Source organism: Kitasatospora sp. NPDC088783 (assembly GCF_044750705.1).
Lineage (GTDB): Bacteria > Actinomycetota > Actinomycetes > Streptomycetales > Streptomycetaceae > Kitasatospora > Kitasatospora fiedleri.
On sequence record NZ_JBIVKJ010000035.1, the window covers coordinates 1 to 14,578 of the forward strand.

11 protein-coding genes and 1 pseudogene are annotated in these 14,578 nt (G+C 70.9%); 5 read left to right on the forward strand and 7 right to left on the reverse strand.

Translation table 11 applies throughout. The features are described 5' to 3' along the window. Positions 1 to 489 precede the first annotated feature (489 nt). Together ACIP60_RS37980 and ACIP60_RS37985 are read left to right on the forward strand one after the other, a co-directional pair. Positions 490 to 963: a hypothetical protein gene (locus ACIP60_RS37980; RefSeq protein WP_400694148.1), complete on the forward strand. Its 474-nt coding sequence runs from the start codon at positions 490 to 492 to the stop codon at positions 961 to 963. Positions 964 to 2,181: 1,218 nt separating this feature from the next. After that, positions 2,182 to 2,574, forward strand: coding sequence for a ribosomal protein L7/L12 (locus tag ACIP60_RS37985; protein ID WP_400694150.1), 393 nt, complete (start codon positions 2,182 to 2,184; stop codon positions 2,572 to 2,574). A gap of 1,998 nt (positions 2,575 to 4,572) precedes the next feature. On the opposite strand, the gene ACIP60_RS37990 is transcribed toward ACIP60_RS37985, so the two are convergent. The 6 genes from ACIP60_RS37990 to ACIP60_RS38015 form a co-directional block, all read right to left on the reverse strand. Next, positions 4,573 to 4,863, reverse strand: a complete 291-nt coding sequence (locus ACIP60_RS37990; RefSeq protein WP_400694153.1) for a hypothetical protein — start codon at positions 4,861 to 4,863, stop codon at positions 4,573 to 4,575. 547 nt (positions 4,864 to 5,410) lie between these two features. Further along, positions 5,411 to 5,551 carry a hypothetical protein gene (locus tag ACIP60_RS37995; RefSeq protein WP_400694155.1) on the reverse strand — a complete coding sequence of 47 codons (141 nt, stop codon included), beginning with the start codon at positions 5,549 to 5,551 and terminating at the stop codon, positions 5,411 to 5,413. A gap of 168 nt (positions 5,552 to 5,719) precedes the next feature. Then, complete coding sequence (locus ACIP60_RS38000; protein ID WP_400694158.1) at positions 5,720 to 6,247, reverse strand: SMI1/KNR4 family protein; 528 nt, start codon at positions 6,245 to 6,247, stop codon at positions 5,720 to 5,722. Between the two features lie 156 nt (positions 6,248 to 6,403). Then, complete coding sequence (locus tag ACIP60_RS38005; RefSeq protein ID WP_400694161.1) at positions 6,404 to 7,093, reverse strand: hypothetical protein; 690 nt, start codon at positions 7,091 to 7,093, stop codon at positions 6,404 to 6,406. A gap of 1,645 nt (positions 7,094 to 8,738) precedes the next feature. Beyond that, entirely contained in the window at positions 8,739 to 9,140 is a 402-nt protein-coding gene (locus tag ACIP60_RS38010) for a hypothetical protein (RefSeq protein WP_400694164.1), read from the reverse strand. A 197-nt stretch (positions 9,141 to 9,337) separates the two neighbouring features. Continuing rightward, positions 9,338 to 9,748: a hypothetical protein gene (locus ACIP60_RS38015; protein WP_400694167.1), complete on the reverse strand. Its 411-nt coding sequence runs from the start codon at positions 9,746 to 9,748 to the stop codon at positions 9,338 to 9,340. A gap of 334 nt (positions 9,749 to 10,082) precedes the next feature. On the opposite strand from ACIP60_RS38015, the gene ACIP60_RS38020 reads away from it, so the two are divergent. Then, on the forward strand, positions 10,083 to 10,775 hold the full coding sequence (locus tag ACIP60_RS38020) for a hypothetical protein (RefSeq protein WP_400694169.1): 693 nt from the start codon (positions 10,083 to 10,085) through the stop codon (positions 10,773 to 10,775). A gap of 353 nt (positions 10,776 to 11,128) precedes the next feature. Here ACIP60_RS38020 and ACIP60_RS38025 read toward each other — a convergent pair whose 3' ends face one another. Next, the gene (locus tag ACIP60_RS38025) at positions 11,129 to 11,659 is read right to left on the reverse strand and encodes a hypothetical protein (RefSeq protein WP_400694171.1); all 531 of its coding nucleotides are present in this window, start codon (positions 11,657 to 11,659) and stop codon (positions 11,129 to 11,131) included. Positions 11,660 to 11,774: 115 nt separating this feature from the next. Here ACIP60_RS38025 and ACIP60_RS38030 point away from each other — a divergent pair. Further along, positions 11,775 to 12,668: pseudogene (locus ACIP60_RS38030) on the forward strand (IS5 family transposase). Positions 12,669 to 13,548: 880 nt separating this feature from the next. Beyond that, positions 13,549 to 14,468 (forward strand): IS5 family transposase gene (locus tag ACIP60_RS38035; protein ID WP_400694174.1). Its coding sequence is split into 2 segments (ribosomal slippage): positions 13,549 to 13,896 and positions 13,899 to 14,468, totalling 918 coding nucleotides; the frame shifts between segments, so codons are not numbered across the junction. Positions 14,469 to 14,578 lie beyond the last annotated feature (110 nt).

The following is a 14,578-nucleotide window of genomic DNA, read 5'->3' on the forward strand; positions in this document are numbered from 1 at the left end:
CAGCCCCAACGACTACGAACACCGACACCACACCGCTAAACTCACACTCGCCGCGTGACAACCAACCGCGTGTCCACCTTCACGGGCGAAGGCCCCTGAGCGTCCAGATGACGAACGGCCGCGGTCGGCGCATCCAAGTCGACAGCCCCGCCATCGAGTGGGTCGGCGTGATCATCATCGAGCATCCGGACCCTCCCCAGGAGTTGGCTACACCTGCACTCTCCTGCAAGATCCCCGTGATCGCTCTACTGAGGCGCGACTGGGAGTTCCTGTTCAATCAATTGCGCTCCACCCACGCAGTGGTCGGATACCTACACCGGGTCGGCGCCCCAACCTCCATCCTGGGTGCAGAGCCCGAGCGCTACTACGAGCTTGCTGCCGCCGCCCCGGGGCCCATTCATCCTCCCGCCCCCCAAGCGCGGGAAGCCCCAATCCGTCCCTCAACTCCCTACCGCTCCTGCCGGCAGCGACGACGACCAAGCTCACGCCATGGTCCGCATCATGCTGGAAGACATCGCCACCAGCCCCCTGGAGGCAGAGGAACTTGAGAACTGGCAAAAGGTCCTGGCATCTCTCGACAGTCTGCCCGTCGGGTACCGAAGCGATCTCGGGCGTCTCCTTCTCGACTCTCTTTCCGCCTTCCGAGACACCGACCCCGAAACGGTGAAGTGGCAAGCGCGTACCTTCTTCGCCGGGCCAGCAGAGGACCAGCTCGGCTTCGTTGTTTGCTCGACCCTTTCGGAGCAGACACGCGCGGCGTTCTCTGCCTGGCTCGAACTACGCCACCATGAACGCGGTGAAACCGCTGATCTGTCGGATCTCACCTCGATCGGTGTCCTGCTCACTCCACGCAGTGACGGCTACCGCGATTGGGACACCACTGTGCTCGCTGTCAGCGGCGACCTCAAGCTGACCGACGACGAGCTAAGCAGATACAGAGCTGTGTGGAACCCGGACGAGTGAGTTCTGCGTCCTGGAGCCGGGTCAGGCGTGTCGAAGGCACGGAACGGCCACGCCGCGAGACGATCCCGCCGATCAATCCGGACGCGGCAACAGTCTCAACCGGAGATGCATGCCGCAGCCGACCAAAGCCGAAAGCCACCGCCTTCAAGGCCCTCAGCTGCGACAACTCCAAGCGCGCCGTAGCGGTCTGCACGAGATCGTCCTGGGATTTCGTCAGAGATGTCACGCGAAGTCTGCAAGTCGCGTCAGTCTCAATTGCCTGGTCAAGGCATGGATTCCACTGACATCTCGATGACGATCCTCAACTGACAGCTACATGCAGACCATCACTCGTGCGCGGCGGGCAAAGGCCGGCCCCGGCATCGGCCCCGACGGCGAGGTGCGCCCGGGGGCCGCCGAGCCGGGCACCGGGCACCACCGCGGGCCAGCATGGGCCCGGCCCCCGGCACGGCCGGGGACGGCCCCTGACGGGGCGCAGCGACCGGTACGGCACCCGTTCCCGAGGGCGCGGCGGCGGCCACCGGCGCAGCGCGGCGGCGGCGCCGGGCGGGTGCGGCGCAGGCCTGCGGCAGGGCGCGGCGGGCGCTCCCCGGCCGGGCACCGAACCCGCCCCGGGCCGCCTGCCGCCACCCCCCTTCGCGAACCGCACCGGCAGCCCTGCGGCCTGCGACGGGCCAACGATGCAAGAGGTGTCGACGGCTCGGGTCCGAGATGCAAGAGCTGTCACGCCCCCCCGCCCCGCAGAGGCGGCACCAGGAGCAGCACCACCCGGTCGGCGAGCAGGGGACGAACATGGGCCGGGGCGCAGCACCCCACCGCCCGCACCCGCGGCCCCACCCCGTTCCCAGTGCGGGCGGCCTGCGGCCGCGGCGGGGTGCCGGCCTGGCGGCCGCACCGGTGGGCGGTCGGGGGCCGGGACCTGGCGGCCCGGCAGCGGGGCAGGTGCAGGGCCGGGCCTGCGGCACCGGCCGGAGTGGCGGGCGGGTCCGTGGTGGTGGCCTGCGGCCCCCTGGCGGGGGCACAGCGGGCGCGGCCGGGACCGGGTGGTGCCGCGCGGTGGGGGCGGGGTAGGCGGCCTGCGGCCCCCAGGGGGCGACGGCACACCCCTGTGGGTGTCCTCCCGGGGTGTGCGCGGGCTGATATCTCCTTGGCCCGGCGTCCTGCGACGAGTTGACTGCCCCCTGTTCGGCACCACCCACAACACCCCGGAGGAGAGCCGTGGAAGACCCGCAGTTCACCGTCCTGCTGACCGACGCCTCAGCAGGCGGGCCGGCAGCCCTGCGGGCCGTCCGCGCGGTCACCGGCCTGAGCCTGTGGCACAGCCGACAACTGCTGGACAGCGCGCCCGTCACCGCACGCGAGGACATCCCCTTCGCCGCCGCCGAGGCAGCCACTCGTCGACTACGCCAGGCCGGCGTTCCCGCCGCCATCCGGTGCAACTGGTGCCGGCGCACCCTCCCCGACGACAAAACCCCCGTCGACCCCGGCCCGTGCGCCTCCCGTTTCTGGCCCCTCGCCCACTGCCAGGCCAACTCCCTCACCACCTGCCACTGCGGGTTCTGCACCACCTACGGCCACCTGCCCGGCCACACCACCCACCCCGACATCTGACCACCGAACCCGGCCCGGCCCGGAGCAGCAGGACGGTGGGACAGCGGCGGGTGTGCGGCCCGCAGGAGCTTCGGGCCGGGGCGCGGGGCGAATCCGGCGCCCGGCGCGGCGGCGAATCGAGGCCGTGCGGGAAGGCGTTCCGCCGGGGAATCCGGCGGTGCGCGCAGGGGTGAAACCGGCCGTGATTCCGATGCTGAACACGCGGCGGTCGGACCGGTGGCCGAAGGCTGAACACGGCCGGGTTGAGCGATGAAACCCGAGAGGGAATCAGGCGGATCGACGGGGCCGTTCCGGCTGATCATTCCGGCGGGGAAATCAGGGGTTCGGTGCGGCGAAATCGGGGGGTATTCCGGAGATCACCGGAGCGCATTCGGCCGGGTGGAGCGACCGGTGTCGGAAGGGGTGTCATCGGCCGCTGTCCCGTACCGCGAAATCCAGGTCCGCCGGAGAACACCGCAGAACACCGCGCGCGGGCACAGCACCGTCCGGTCCGGCGGCAATTTAATGGAATTCACGGGCAGCGCGGACGGTGGAATCCGGGGCCGGTTCCCGGAACCCGCACAACGCCGGACGGCACGGGGCCGGGCAGGAGCAGGCCCGGCGGGGCAGGACGCCGGGCAGAGCGGACAGCGGAGCAGGGCGCAGCCGGGCACCACCACCTTCCGGTCCTCCACCGCCTGGTCCTCCAGCTCCTCCACCGCCTGGTCCGCCTGGTCCGCCTGGTCCGCCTGGTCGAGCGGGCGGCCTGCGGCCGCGTGGGGGTGGCGGGGAGCCAGGGCCTGGCGGCCCGGCGGCGGGGCAGTGCGGGGGCCGGGCCTGCGGCACCGGCCCGGGATGGCAGGCGTGCCGCGGCGGCCGGGGCCGGGGGACGACGTCCTGACGGCAGACGGACGGCGGGCGGCGGGCGGCGGGCCGGCCCGGAGCGCGGGTGGCGGCGACGTCCTCGCGGCAGACAAGCAGACGGCAAGTGGGCAGCGAGCAGGCGACCTTTGACAGGCGACCCTGACCGATTGACAAGTGACCTTGACGGCTCAGTCGCGTCCGGCAGGAGGTTCTGCGCCCTGGTCCCGAACGAGTCCTTCGAGTGCTGCCACTCGGGTCCGCAGTTCCTCCAGCTCTTGGTCCAGGCGCGGCGAGACGAAGAGGCCGAACCGGGACTTCCGGGGTGCCCCGGGCGACGGCTCTCCTCCTGAACGGTGGACGAGGCCGAGGTGGGCCACCAAGCGCCTGAACGGCGAAGGAGCGGCGGTGTTGGTCATCCGGGCAAGGTACAAGGACTCGCTCGGCCCGACCGCGGCGGGTGGCCGATCGGTCTCGCGCCTACGGCACGGCTACCGGTCAAGATCACCTGTCAATCGGTCAAGGTCGCCTGTCAAAGGTCAGCAGGCGGGCGGCGGGGCCGTGTCCCAGCCCGGCACGCGAACCGCCCCCACCAGGGAAAAAGGCCTGAGACCGTCCCAGCGAAACGGACATACCCGGCGCGCTGAGACACCCGTGGGACATGGCTGGGACAACCCTGTCCCAGCCCGGCCACCAGCGCCAGCACGACGGCCAGCACGACGGCCAGGCAGCGGCCCCGGACGGGGCGGGACCGGGCGGGGCCGGACGGGGCGGGACGGCGGCCAGGAGCAGCAGCTCGCCACCGGACGCAGCACGACGGCCGCACCCGCTGGGCGGAGCGCCTGGCGGGCCGGGAGCAGACACACATGGACACAGATGACGCGCGAACCACTCCCACCAGGGAAAACAGCCCCCTCAGGACACAGAAGAGGCAGCTGGACACAGATCGGCCGGGAAGGGCGGCCCCGGGACGGCGGCCCGGCAGCGGCCCGGCAGCGGCGAACCCGGGCCCCGGTCCGGTCGGCAGCCGACGGCCCCCGAGCGAGCAGCGGCGGGCGGCGGGCGGCGGCCTGACGGGGCGGCAGCAGCCGAACAGGAGGCGCGGCGGTGACCTTTGACAGGTGACCTTGACCGATTGACAGGCGACCTTGAGCGCTGTCAGACCCCCGAGAGAGCGATGTCCTTGAACAGCCGCAGGAGCTTGCGCCAGCGAGGAGCGGTGGCGCGCCAGTGCTTCTCGGCTTCGACGCTGGCGCGGGTGACGACCAGGTCCTTGCCGGTGGTGCGGACCAGATCGATCCGGTGGGTGTTGTGCGTCAACCCGTTGAGATGGACCGGCCCGATGCCCAGGTAGGTCGCGGCCTCCTCCTGGGTCATCCACTCCCCGCCCTCCGGGAGGTCGCAGCAGGAGAACGGTATCTGCGGAAGGTCGTCGGTCCAGGTCTTCACCCAGGCATTCTCACCGATGCCGAACGCGGAACCAATTGCCTGGCCACCGCCATCTACCCCACCTCGGTCAAGACCAGGTGGCAGAAACCCACCAGCAGTCAAAATCACCTGGCGAACGGTCAAGGTCACCTGTCAAAGGTCAGCGGCGGGTGCGGGGCCGTGTCCCAACCCCGTCCCAGCCCGGCACGCGAAACGCTCCCACCTGGGGATACAGCCTGAGACCGTCCTAGCGAAACGGACATAACCGGCGTGCCGAGACACCGGTAGGACACGGCGGGGACAGCCCTGGGACAGCCCGGGAAGAAGCTGGACGCCACCGCCAGGACCACCATCAGCACGACGACCAGGACGGCGGCCGGCAGCAGCACGGCGGCCGCACCCGCTGGGCGGGGCGCCTGGCGGGCCGGGGCGCAGCACGGGCGGGCCGGACCGGGGCAGCGGCAGGGCGCCGGGGCGGCGGCCCGCCATCGCCGGGAAGAACAACGTCGCACTCGCGCACGCACAGGAGCGCGGGCCCCCAGAGCCCGGCCCGTGTCCCGGAGGTGGGCTACTTCTGAAGAGGAGGCATTCCCTCGACGAGCTCACCCAGCACCCAGCACGCGAGCGTCCACAGCAGAGCGAAGAGCACCGCACAGGCGGTCGCCGCCACGACGAACTGCCCCATCACGCTTTCCACGAACCGCTTCATTCACTGCCCTCATTGTCCATCCCGCACCAGCCACAGTGACGCCGTCCGCGTCCGGACAGTTCCCGCTGACCGAACGGCAGGGAACACCCGGACCGGGGCCTCGGTGACCTCTGACAGGCGACCTTGACCGTTTGGCAGGCGAGTTTGACCGCCGGGTGGCTGCTGGGGTCAGCGGCAGAGTTCCGCGATGGTGTCCTCGAAGTCGGGGCACTCCTGGACGGCCAGCTCGATGACTGCGGCAGCCGACCGGTTTCGCCCTGGTGCGAACTTTTCCGCGACGGACCTCAATCCCGGGGCTGGGCGCGCTGCACGCCGGCGCTCGTGCGGATCGGCCGCTTCGCAGAGGCCGAGACCGTCGGCCAGCAGCCACAGGAAGTCACCCAGGTCCCGCGCGATGACTGCGGTCTCGCCCTCGGACCCGAGGAAGACGACCGGCTGCTCGGCGAGCGCCGGTGTGGGGCGGGCCAGCCAGAGTCCCGCGTATCCGCCGGTGCCGTCCTGGCCGAAGATGCGGAAGCCGTCACCGTGTAGGTCCTCGGTTGCCGGTCCAGGCCCGGAACCAGTTGGTGGTCTCCTCGGCGGACAGGAAGGCAGGAAGGGCTCGAAGTCGACCCTGTCACCGCCGTCGCAGTCGAACGGAGTCGCCATCGCGGCGGCGAGTGCCGGAGGGAAGCTTCGATCATCGGTGGGCATCACGCGCACAGGTTAGCGACCGGTCAAAGTCACCTGGCAATCGGTCAAGGTCACCTGTCAAAGGTCAAGCGGGCTGACCCGTCTCACCGAACTTTGACGCGTCTCAACGAAGTTTGACCGGTGTCGACATCTCGCGGCTCGACCTGAGTTGCAGGCGCGTCAGAGCTGGAGAATCCGACGCCACCAGGGCTGCGTAGTAGAAGGCTCCGGCTCGATGGTGGCCGGGCCGGGGCGGCTCTCGATCGGGGTGTCCCACTCGATCAGGGCACCGGGGAACCAGGTGACCGGCTTGGTGTCGCCACGCGTGTTGGCCCAGGCGGCGACGCGCTCGGCGGCATCCCGGTCAGGCAGGAGGCCGTGCTCGTTGGCGCCCACGCCGAGACTGAGTACACCATCGTCGTACAGGTCATTGCAGAGCCAGCTGTGGAGCAGTCCGTAGTCGTAGCCGAGTACCTCCCAGCCGAGTTCGTTCCCGTTCTCGGCCATCTCCCGGGCGGCAGTCGCGCCGGCGCCCCGACCGCCGAGGTGGGCGAGCAGCACCGGCTCGTCCGTCCCGGCCGCGCGGATGTCCGCGACGAAGCCGCCGACATGCTCGGAGGGCACCAGCAGGGCGCACAGGCGCGCCTCCGCGGGCACCGGGAACAGCAGGCAGGCCGCCAACGCCTCCCGCACGGTAGCGAACCAGCAGCCATCCTGCGACAGCCGGTCGCTCAGGCACTCGGACGCCGTGACCAGCCGCTCCGCACAGGGCGTACCCGAACCCGCGAGCCGCTCGGACGCCGCGACGAAGTAGCCCGCGAGCAGCATCCCAGCAGGCACGTCAACGTCGGAAAGAACACCCTCGATCATGGCCGCACCGTACCTGACCTGCGACGTCGAAGTCCGATGAGACGAATCCCAGCCGGTCAAACTCCGGTGAGACAGATCAAACTTCGATGAGACGGGTCACGGGCGGCGGGGCCGTGTCCCAGCCCCATCCCAGCCCGGCACGCGAAACGCCCCCACCAGGGGATACAGCCTGAGACCGTCCCAGCGAAACGGACATAACCGGCGTGCCGAGACGCCGGTAGGACATGGCTGGGACAGCCCTGGGAAAGCCCGGACAGCAGCCCGCCGCCACCGCCACCACCGCCAGCACGACGGCCAGGCCCAGCCGCACCCGGCCGGACGGCGGCCGGCAGCAGCGGCGGGCCGGACGGCGGCACCCGGCCCCCGCCCCGCACGGTCGCACCGGGCCGGGCCGGGGGCGCAGCACGGGCGGGCCGGACCGGGGCGGCGGCAGGGCGCCGGGCCGGCCACTGCCGTCCGGCCCGGGCCTCCCGCCCCCGGAACACAGCACAACCACCAGAACGACGACCAGGCGCAGCCGGACGGGGGGCACCGCCGCACCCCTGTTGCGACGGCTGTCGCGGTCCGCCCGCACACGGGGGATCCGGGCCTCCCACCCACGTCACACACCGCGACAGCACCCCCGACGCGACAACCCCCGCGACAGGGCGTCCCCGCCGGGCACGGCGGCCGACGCCGGGCACGGCGGCCGACGCCGGGCGCGGTCAGGCCGGCGAGAGCCGCACCGCCGGCGTCCGGCAACAGCTCGTAGAGGACGTCCCGGATCGCCCCGTCGACCGCCCGGGTCGAGGTGGCCGGGTCGAGGTGGCCGGCACGTGCCCGCCATCGAAGACCAGCCCACCACCCGCAGCGCGCACCAGAGCCACCAACAACTCCCGCGCGTGCCAGTCGGGAGCGACCCGGCGCGGGCCGCAACCGTCGTCGCCCCGTACCCGCCAGGCGACCCAGCCCCCTCCCGGCCACGACCAGGACGACGACCAGGCGCAGCCGCACCGGGCCGGGAGATGGCGGCCAGGACGGCCCGGGGCGGGCGACCGGCGGGCCGCTCCCGGCCGTGGGGAGCAGCCCCCACCCCGCACGGGCACCGGACACGGCCCGGGGCCGGGCGACGGCCACCCGCACGGCCCCGGCAGCGGCCGGGCGCGTACCGCACCCGGTGCCCCTATCCCCCGGTGAACCCGACCCGCGAATTCACGACCCGCCGAAACAGCCCCGACCGACCGCAATTCAGACCGAATCGACAACGCAAAACCAGAACGGAAACCGGCGGCATTTCCGACGCGCCGGCAATTCACCGGAACACCCCGAAACAGCCCCGACCCCCGAACAACCCGCCCGGCCCGGAGCGGCCCCACCCGGCCGAGGGAACCGACCACCCAACGTCACCGAAACCACCCACCTCCAGAACGCCACCAGACCGCCGGACACCGCCCGGCCACCCGCCCGGATTGGTCCACCAGAACGCGACAACGGCTCCCGAAACGCAGCGAGGTCACACACCGAGCAGAACCGAAATCCGGGCCGAACAACCCCACACCCGGCAAGACCAGGCCTGGACGGCCGGCCCGACGAGACAGCGGACCACGCCCAGCAACACGAAGGTAGAGGCCGACGGCGTCGATGCGGTGGTGGCCGGGGCGTCGAGTCAGAGGTCGCCGAGGAGCCGTACCGCGGTGCTGAGGAAGAACAGCCGGCCCGAGGCGGCGACGGGCCGGAGGTCGAAGACGCTGGTGAACGGGCCGGTGACCAGCAGCAGAAGGCGACGGTCGCGCACGCGGCGGCGCCACTCACGGGTGGCGGCCACCTCGCCCTCGAACCAGAGCGCTTTCCCGGTCCGGCGGACGACCAGGTAGTGGCCTTCGAGGTCCGCGGACCAGCCGGGGTGCGCATCGGCGCTCCGGCCCAGGGCACTCTCGCGGTCGGCCCAGCCGTCCGCGGCGAGCACCGGCCGCCCCGGATCGGCGGGAACAACCAGAGCAGGACGCCCGTCGGGCATCAGCTCCGGCCAGGGCCGCCCGTGCAGACCGCTGCCGCTGATCATCTCCACGCCACTCCTCTCCCGCCCGCCCGCAACGCGGTTGATGCCGGGCAGTCAACATCATCGGGCAGGAACCCTTCGACGCCGAAGAACGAACGGATGGGGAAACCCGCAAAAAGGGCGGAGCGCCCCGACGGGAACAGGACAGCGCAACCGGCAAGGCGAACCCGGCAAGACGGCAGCAGACCGATGGCCAGGCCCGGGCCCTACGGGGTGTTGGGGGCGGACTGCCCGGTGTCCGGGGCGAGGGCTTCTCGGAGGGAGGCGGTCAGGTGGAACAGTCCGGTCGTTGCGGTCAGCTCCAGGCGCCGCAGAGTGCTCGGGCTCAGCGGCCCGGCCAGCCACAGCGGGTCCTGTCCGCGGCGCCCGGCCCCCAGCAGCGCGTCGAGCACGCCGGAGGAGAAGAAGTCGACCATCGACAGGTCCACCATCACCCGCTTGCCCGTCCGGGCCGCCGCGCACAGCGCCATCTCCAGCAGGTCCAGGTCCTGCGGCTCTTCGAGGTCCGCATCCACCATCACCACGCACCACCCCTCCTCCTCGGCGAGCACAACCGGCACACAGAACGGGGACAGCGAAGACAAGGACCAGGACGAAGACGAGAACGAGGCGGACATCGCCCCAGTGTCACCCACCCCACGGACACTGCGGGCGCGGCGGCCGGGGCGGCTGCCACGATGGGAAGCGGGCGGGGGCCCGGGGATGTTGGTGCAGGTCACAGGAAGCGACAGGTGCCCTGTCGCGTCCTCTCCAGCAAGGGCCTGACAGGGGTCCGTGACAGCCTCCGGCGGGCAGTCGGGGCCGGGCCCGTCGACCTGCCAGGCGACCCGGCCCCGCCCGGGTAGCGGCCCGGCCGCCCGGTCGGAACGACGAAACGCCCGCCACGCTAGCAACCCTTATCCCAAGCCCTCCCCCGGACCTCGGCGCCCACCGGCCCGCTAACCTGTCACGATGCCGAACTTCCCGATGGACCCGCGCAGTTGGGGCACCGCCCCCGACTTCGAGGGGATGGCCGAACTGATCGCAGACCTGGTGCCACCGGCCGACGCCCCGCAGCGCGTGACGAGCGCCCTGGACACCGCCCGCGAGCTGCTGAGGTACGCCTACTGCCGGCACGAGTTCGCCACCGTCGCGGTGGTGCACGCCCTGCTCGCGCTGGACGGCCGGCTGCCCGACCCGCTGCCGGACGAACTCGCCGAGGCCGTACGGCTGCGCGATCGGCTCGCGGCGGGCGAGGTCACCGGCGGGGTCCTGATGCACGCCCGGGCGGTGCGGCTGGTGCGAGCGGTGTTCGAGGCGGTGGCGCAGCGGTTTCCGCCGGCGCCACCCCGCACCGGCGCGCTGCGGGAGGTGTGGCAGGACTTCCTCGCCCTCCCCTACCCGGAGAGCTACCGCGGGGTGGCCGTCGCCGGCGTGGAACTGATCATGGTCGACTCGGCGGTGGCGGGCCTGGTCTCGCGCGAGCTGGCGGGCACCCTGGACCCGGAGGCCGCCGCCGGACTGTGGTGGTGCGTCGACGACCTCGACCGGGCGGTGCCGCTGATCGACGAGACGTACTGCGCCGCCTACTTCACGCGCCTGCGCGACGTCGCCCGGCTGGCCGCGGAACGCCACCTGCCCACGGCTTCCGACCGGCCCCGCTGACGTCCCCTCGGGACTGTTGCGGAGCCGGCCGGTGGCCGTTGCACGACCGGCGGTTCGCCGAGGGACCGGCTTCCTGGGCGGTGTCGTCAAAGTGATCTTGGGTAGTGGATCATGATGCGGTGATACGTCGTCATGAGCTGTCCGATGCCGAGTGGGACATGGTGGAGCCGTTGCCGCCCAGGCCCGGTACGGGGCGTGGGAGCTGTGAACGGCTCCGGCCTGCGCCGATGCCGGGCACCTTGATGGGCCGTCAAGGTATCCCGGGCGACCCTGTTCTGTCTCGCCGGAGGTTGCGCGATTCTCACCGAAGGTTGACGGACCCGCTTCTGTCTCACCGAAGATGCGAGTGCAGATCAGGCATCCATATGGCGCGCGCTGAGCCAGGCAGCCTCGAACTCCGCAGCAGGGATCTCCCAGTTCGCCAGATTGGGGTCGAAGAGGTCCACGACCGGCGGATTGAACGGCCAGTCGTCCGGGGTGCTCCTGAGAGCCGTCCCCTCTTCAGTCAGCACAACCTGCCGCAGCCTCCGGCCGTCCCGGCCCACTTCCATTAGATAGGTCGTCGGGTCCGCGTCCCAGCTCCGACGAACATGCAGCATGTCCCTGTCCGCCAGAGCAGCGAAGCCGGGAAGCCCTCGCTGACCGTCACGCTTGGCCTTCAGCCCGTCGAGCCCCGGGGGCATCGTCGCGGCGTCGATGTCGACTTCGTCGAGGTCCCAGTCGGCCCGAGCGATGACCTCGGGATCAGTGACAACCTCGACCTCGGCGAACGTCTCAAGGATCTCCCGAGGCGACCTCGCCTGCACCCACCACCAGCAGCCGCCCATGCCGTAATCGTGCAGGACGAGAAACCTCGACTTGGGAACGGCGTCAGCGCTGGTCATACCCGGAGAGCGTAGTCGCGTGTCGCCGCGGCCTCCGGGGCCGGGGCAGGGCCGTCAACCTTCATCGAGACAGAACGGGTGCTCAATCAAGATCTGCTGAGACCGTGTTTGAGATCTGGCGTGTTCTGCGGCTGGTGGGATCGTTGAGCCCTGGGTGAGCGGCATCAGGGGTGGGTATCCGTCGGACCTGCCGGATGATCGGTGGGCTTTGGTGGAGCCGTTGCTTCCTCCGGCGCGGGTGGGTCCGAAGGGCGGTCGGCGGGAGAAGCATCCGCGGCGGCGGATCGTGGACGCGATCTTCTACGTGGTGCGGACGGGGTGTGCCTGGCGGCAGTTGCCGAAAGACTTCCCGCCCTGGCAGACGACGTACTGGTACTTCACCTGGTGGCACGACGACGGCACCGTCGAGCGGATCCACGACGCCCTGCGCGGCCGGGTCCGTGAGGCGGACGGCCGCGACGCGGAGCCGAGTGCCGGGCTGATCGACTCGCAGTCCGTCCGCACCGCCGACACCGTGCCGGCTGCGACCAGGGGCTTCGACGCGGGCAAGAAGGTCAAGGGCCGCAAGCGGTTCCTGGTCACCGACACCCTGGGCCTGCTCGTTGCGGTCCATGTGGTGGCCGCGAGCGTCCAGGACCGCGACGGCGCCCGCCGTCCACTCCTGTGGGCCCGGCTCGACCACCCGCGGATCGAGAGGTTCTGGGCCGACCAGGGCTTCGCCGGCCGCCTGGTCGAGTGGACCGCCCGTATCCTCGGCCGCGAGCTGGACATCGTCCGCAAGGCCCCTGACCAGCGCGGCTTCCAGGTCCGGCCCAAGCGCTGGGCGATCGAGCGCACCTTCTCATGACTCACCGCCCACCGCCGCCTCGCCCGCGACCACGAGACCAGCCCCGCCCGCTCCGAGACCATGATCCGCTGGGCGATGATCGGCATCATGGTCCGCCGACTCACCCGCGGCCGCCCCGCCACCCGACCAGGCCCGCGACCGCTCTCACCCACCGATCCATGAGATCTCAAACGCGGTCTCAGGAGCCCGGCCGGCACCCCGCCCGCAGCCCTCCCCCGCAACCTCTCTGACCCGCCATCACACCGAAGGGAGCCGCACCCGCCCAACTGCTTACCACCGCAGGCAGCAACCCCGCGCCGCGACAGCACCGACCACCTGTCAACCACCGGCTGCCACAGCACGGCACACCTACCCCGGCATCGGGGTTCGGAGATCGGATGAGAACACCACGGCCCCACCGAGAACACCACCAGCCACCCCAGGCCACCCCGAAGCCCTCCGGCACACCCACCCGAAAACCCTGCCCGAAACCCACCAACCACACCAGCCAGAACCACCCTGACCAGCGAAAACACCACATCAGCCCTTTAGGTTCTGTCCGGCCGATCTTGGGCTGTGGGAGGATGCCGTCCATGACTTGCATCCGAAGGGGCCGTGCCTCGTAGAACACCAGCTTCGATTCGGCCGCGGGAACGCGGCTGGGGTAGACCGTGGGTGCGGTATCGCGATGTCCCAGGTCTGTCGGGAGCGGCGAATGCCGCTGTCCGTGTACTCGAACGAGAACGATTGTCTCCGGGCATCGTGGCGGTGGCGCTGAGCGTGTGGTCCGTGCGTGTCCACGGCACGAGGCGCCGGTGGAGGCAATGGGAGGCGGAGTTCACCTGCCCCTGCTGCGGCGATGGTTGGGCCCGGGACAAGCTGCAAGACGCTCTGTTCATGCTTCCGCCACGGGCCGCCAGCGAACTCCTGGTGCAGGTCGAGCGCCTGGACGCGGTGCTCCTCGGACGAACGCATCACGAGCCGACGGAAGATCCGGAGTTGGCGTGGTGGCATCGCAGGTGCTGACCGTACCCATGTCACCCACTGGTTCGTTGGCTCTTGCGTGACTGGTCGGGGGGATCTGACAGAGGCGGAGTGGCGACGTCTGGAGCCGCTCCTGCCCACGGGCAACAACCGCTGCGGGCGGTGGCGCGATCACCGCCAGGTGGTCAACGGCATCCTGCACCGGGTGCGGACCGGGGTGCAGTGGCGTGATCTGCCGGAACGCTACGGGCCGTGGAAGACCGTCTACGAGCGCCACCGGCGCTGGTCGGCCGACGGAACCTGGGAGCGGCTGCTCCAGCAGGTGCAGGCCCAGGTCGATGCCGCCGGTGGGATCGATTGGGACGTCTCGGTTGATTCCACCTCGATCCGTGCCCACCAGCATGCGGCCGGCGCGCGGAAAGCTCCGCCGCCCGCCGCGGCAAAAGGGGCGGCCGCGATAGCACACCAGAGCGGAAGACCGTGGGTGAGGCTGTGCGCCCGCCTGGCGGAGGTGGTGCAGGAGGTGAGGCGCTCGGTCGCTCCCGAGGAGGCTTCACCACCAAGATTCACCTGAGTGCCGACGGGTGTTGCCGCGTGCTTTCACTGTTGCTGACGGCAGGCCAGCGGGCGGACTGCACGCAGTTCGAGCCGGTCATGGAACGCATTCGAGTGCCTCGACTCGGGCCGGGCCGCCCGCGCACCACACCGGACAGCGTGAGCGCCGATAAGGCATACAGCAATCGCCGGACCCGCCGCTACCTGCGGCGACGCGGCATCCGCCACGTCATCCCCGAGAAGAGCGACCAAGCCGTGAACCGCGTACGCCGGGGCCGGGCAGGGGGTCGTCCACCCGGCTTCGACAAGGAGCGCAACACTGTGGAACGGGCGATCAACAAGCTCAAGAACTACCGGGCTGTGTCCACGAGGTACGACAAGCGCGCATACGTCTACCTGGGCACCGTCACCGTCGCAGCAACCATCATCTGGCTCCGGACATGATCGGCGGGACAGAACCTAGTGACCTGAGTCGGAGATTCGTCGTTGGTTGGGTGTGAGTCGTCCTGGTCCGAAGATCCCGCCGTTGTCGGTCACTGATGGCCAGCGGGAGG

Excerpts from the sequence above, each read along its gene's own strand:
- ACIP60_RS37995 (WP_400694155.1), bottom strand. The coding sequence starts at position 5,551 with ATGAAGCGGTTCGTGGAAAGCGTGATGGGGCAGTTCGTCGTGGCGGCG.
- ACIP60_RS38025 (WP_400694171.1), bottom strand. The coding sequence starts at position 11,659 with ATGACCAGCGCTGACGCCGTTCCCAAGTCGAGGTTTCTCGTCCTGCAC.
- ACIP60_RS38020 (WP_400694169.1), top strand. The coding sequence starts at position 10,083 with ATGCCGAACTTCCCGATGGACCCGCGCAGTTGGGGCACCGCCCCCGAC.
- ACIP60_RS38005 (WP_400694161.1), bottom strand. The coding sequence starts at position 7,093 with ATGATCGAGGGTGTTCTTTCCGACGTTGACGTGCCTGCTGGGATGCTG.
- ACIP60_RS38015 (WP_400694167.1), bottom strand. The coding sequence starts at position 9,748 with ATGTCCGCCTCGTTCTCGTCTTCGTCCTGGTCCTTGTCTTCGCTGTCC.
- ACIP60_RS37980 (WP_400694148.1), top strand. The coding sequence starts at position 490 with ATGGTCCGCATCATGCTGGAAGACATCGCCACCAGCCCCCTGGAGGCA.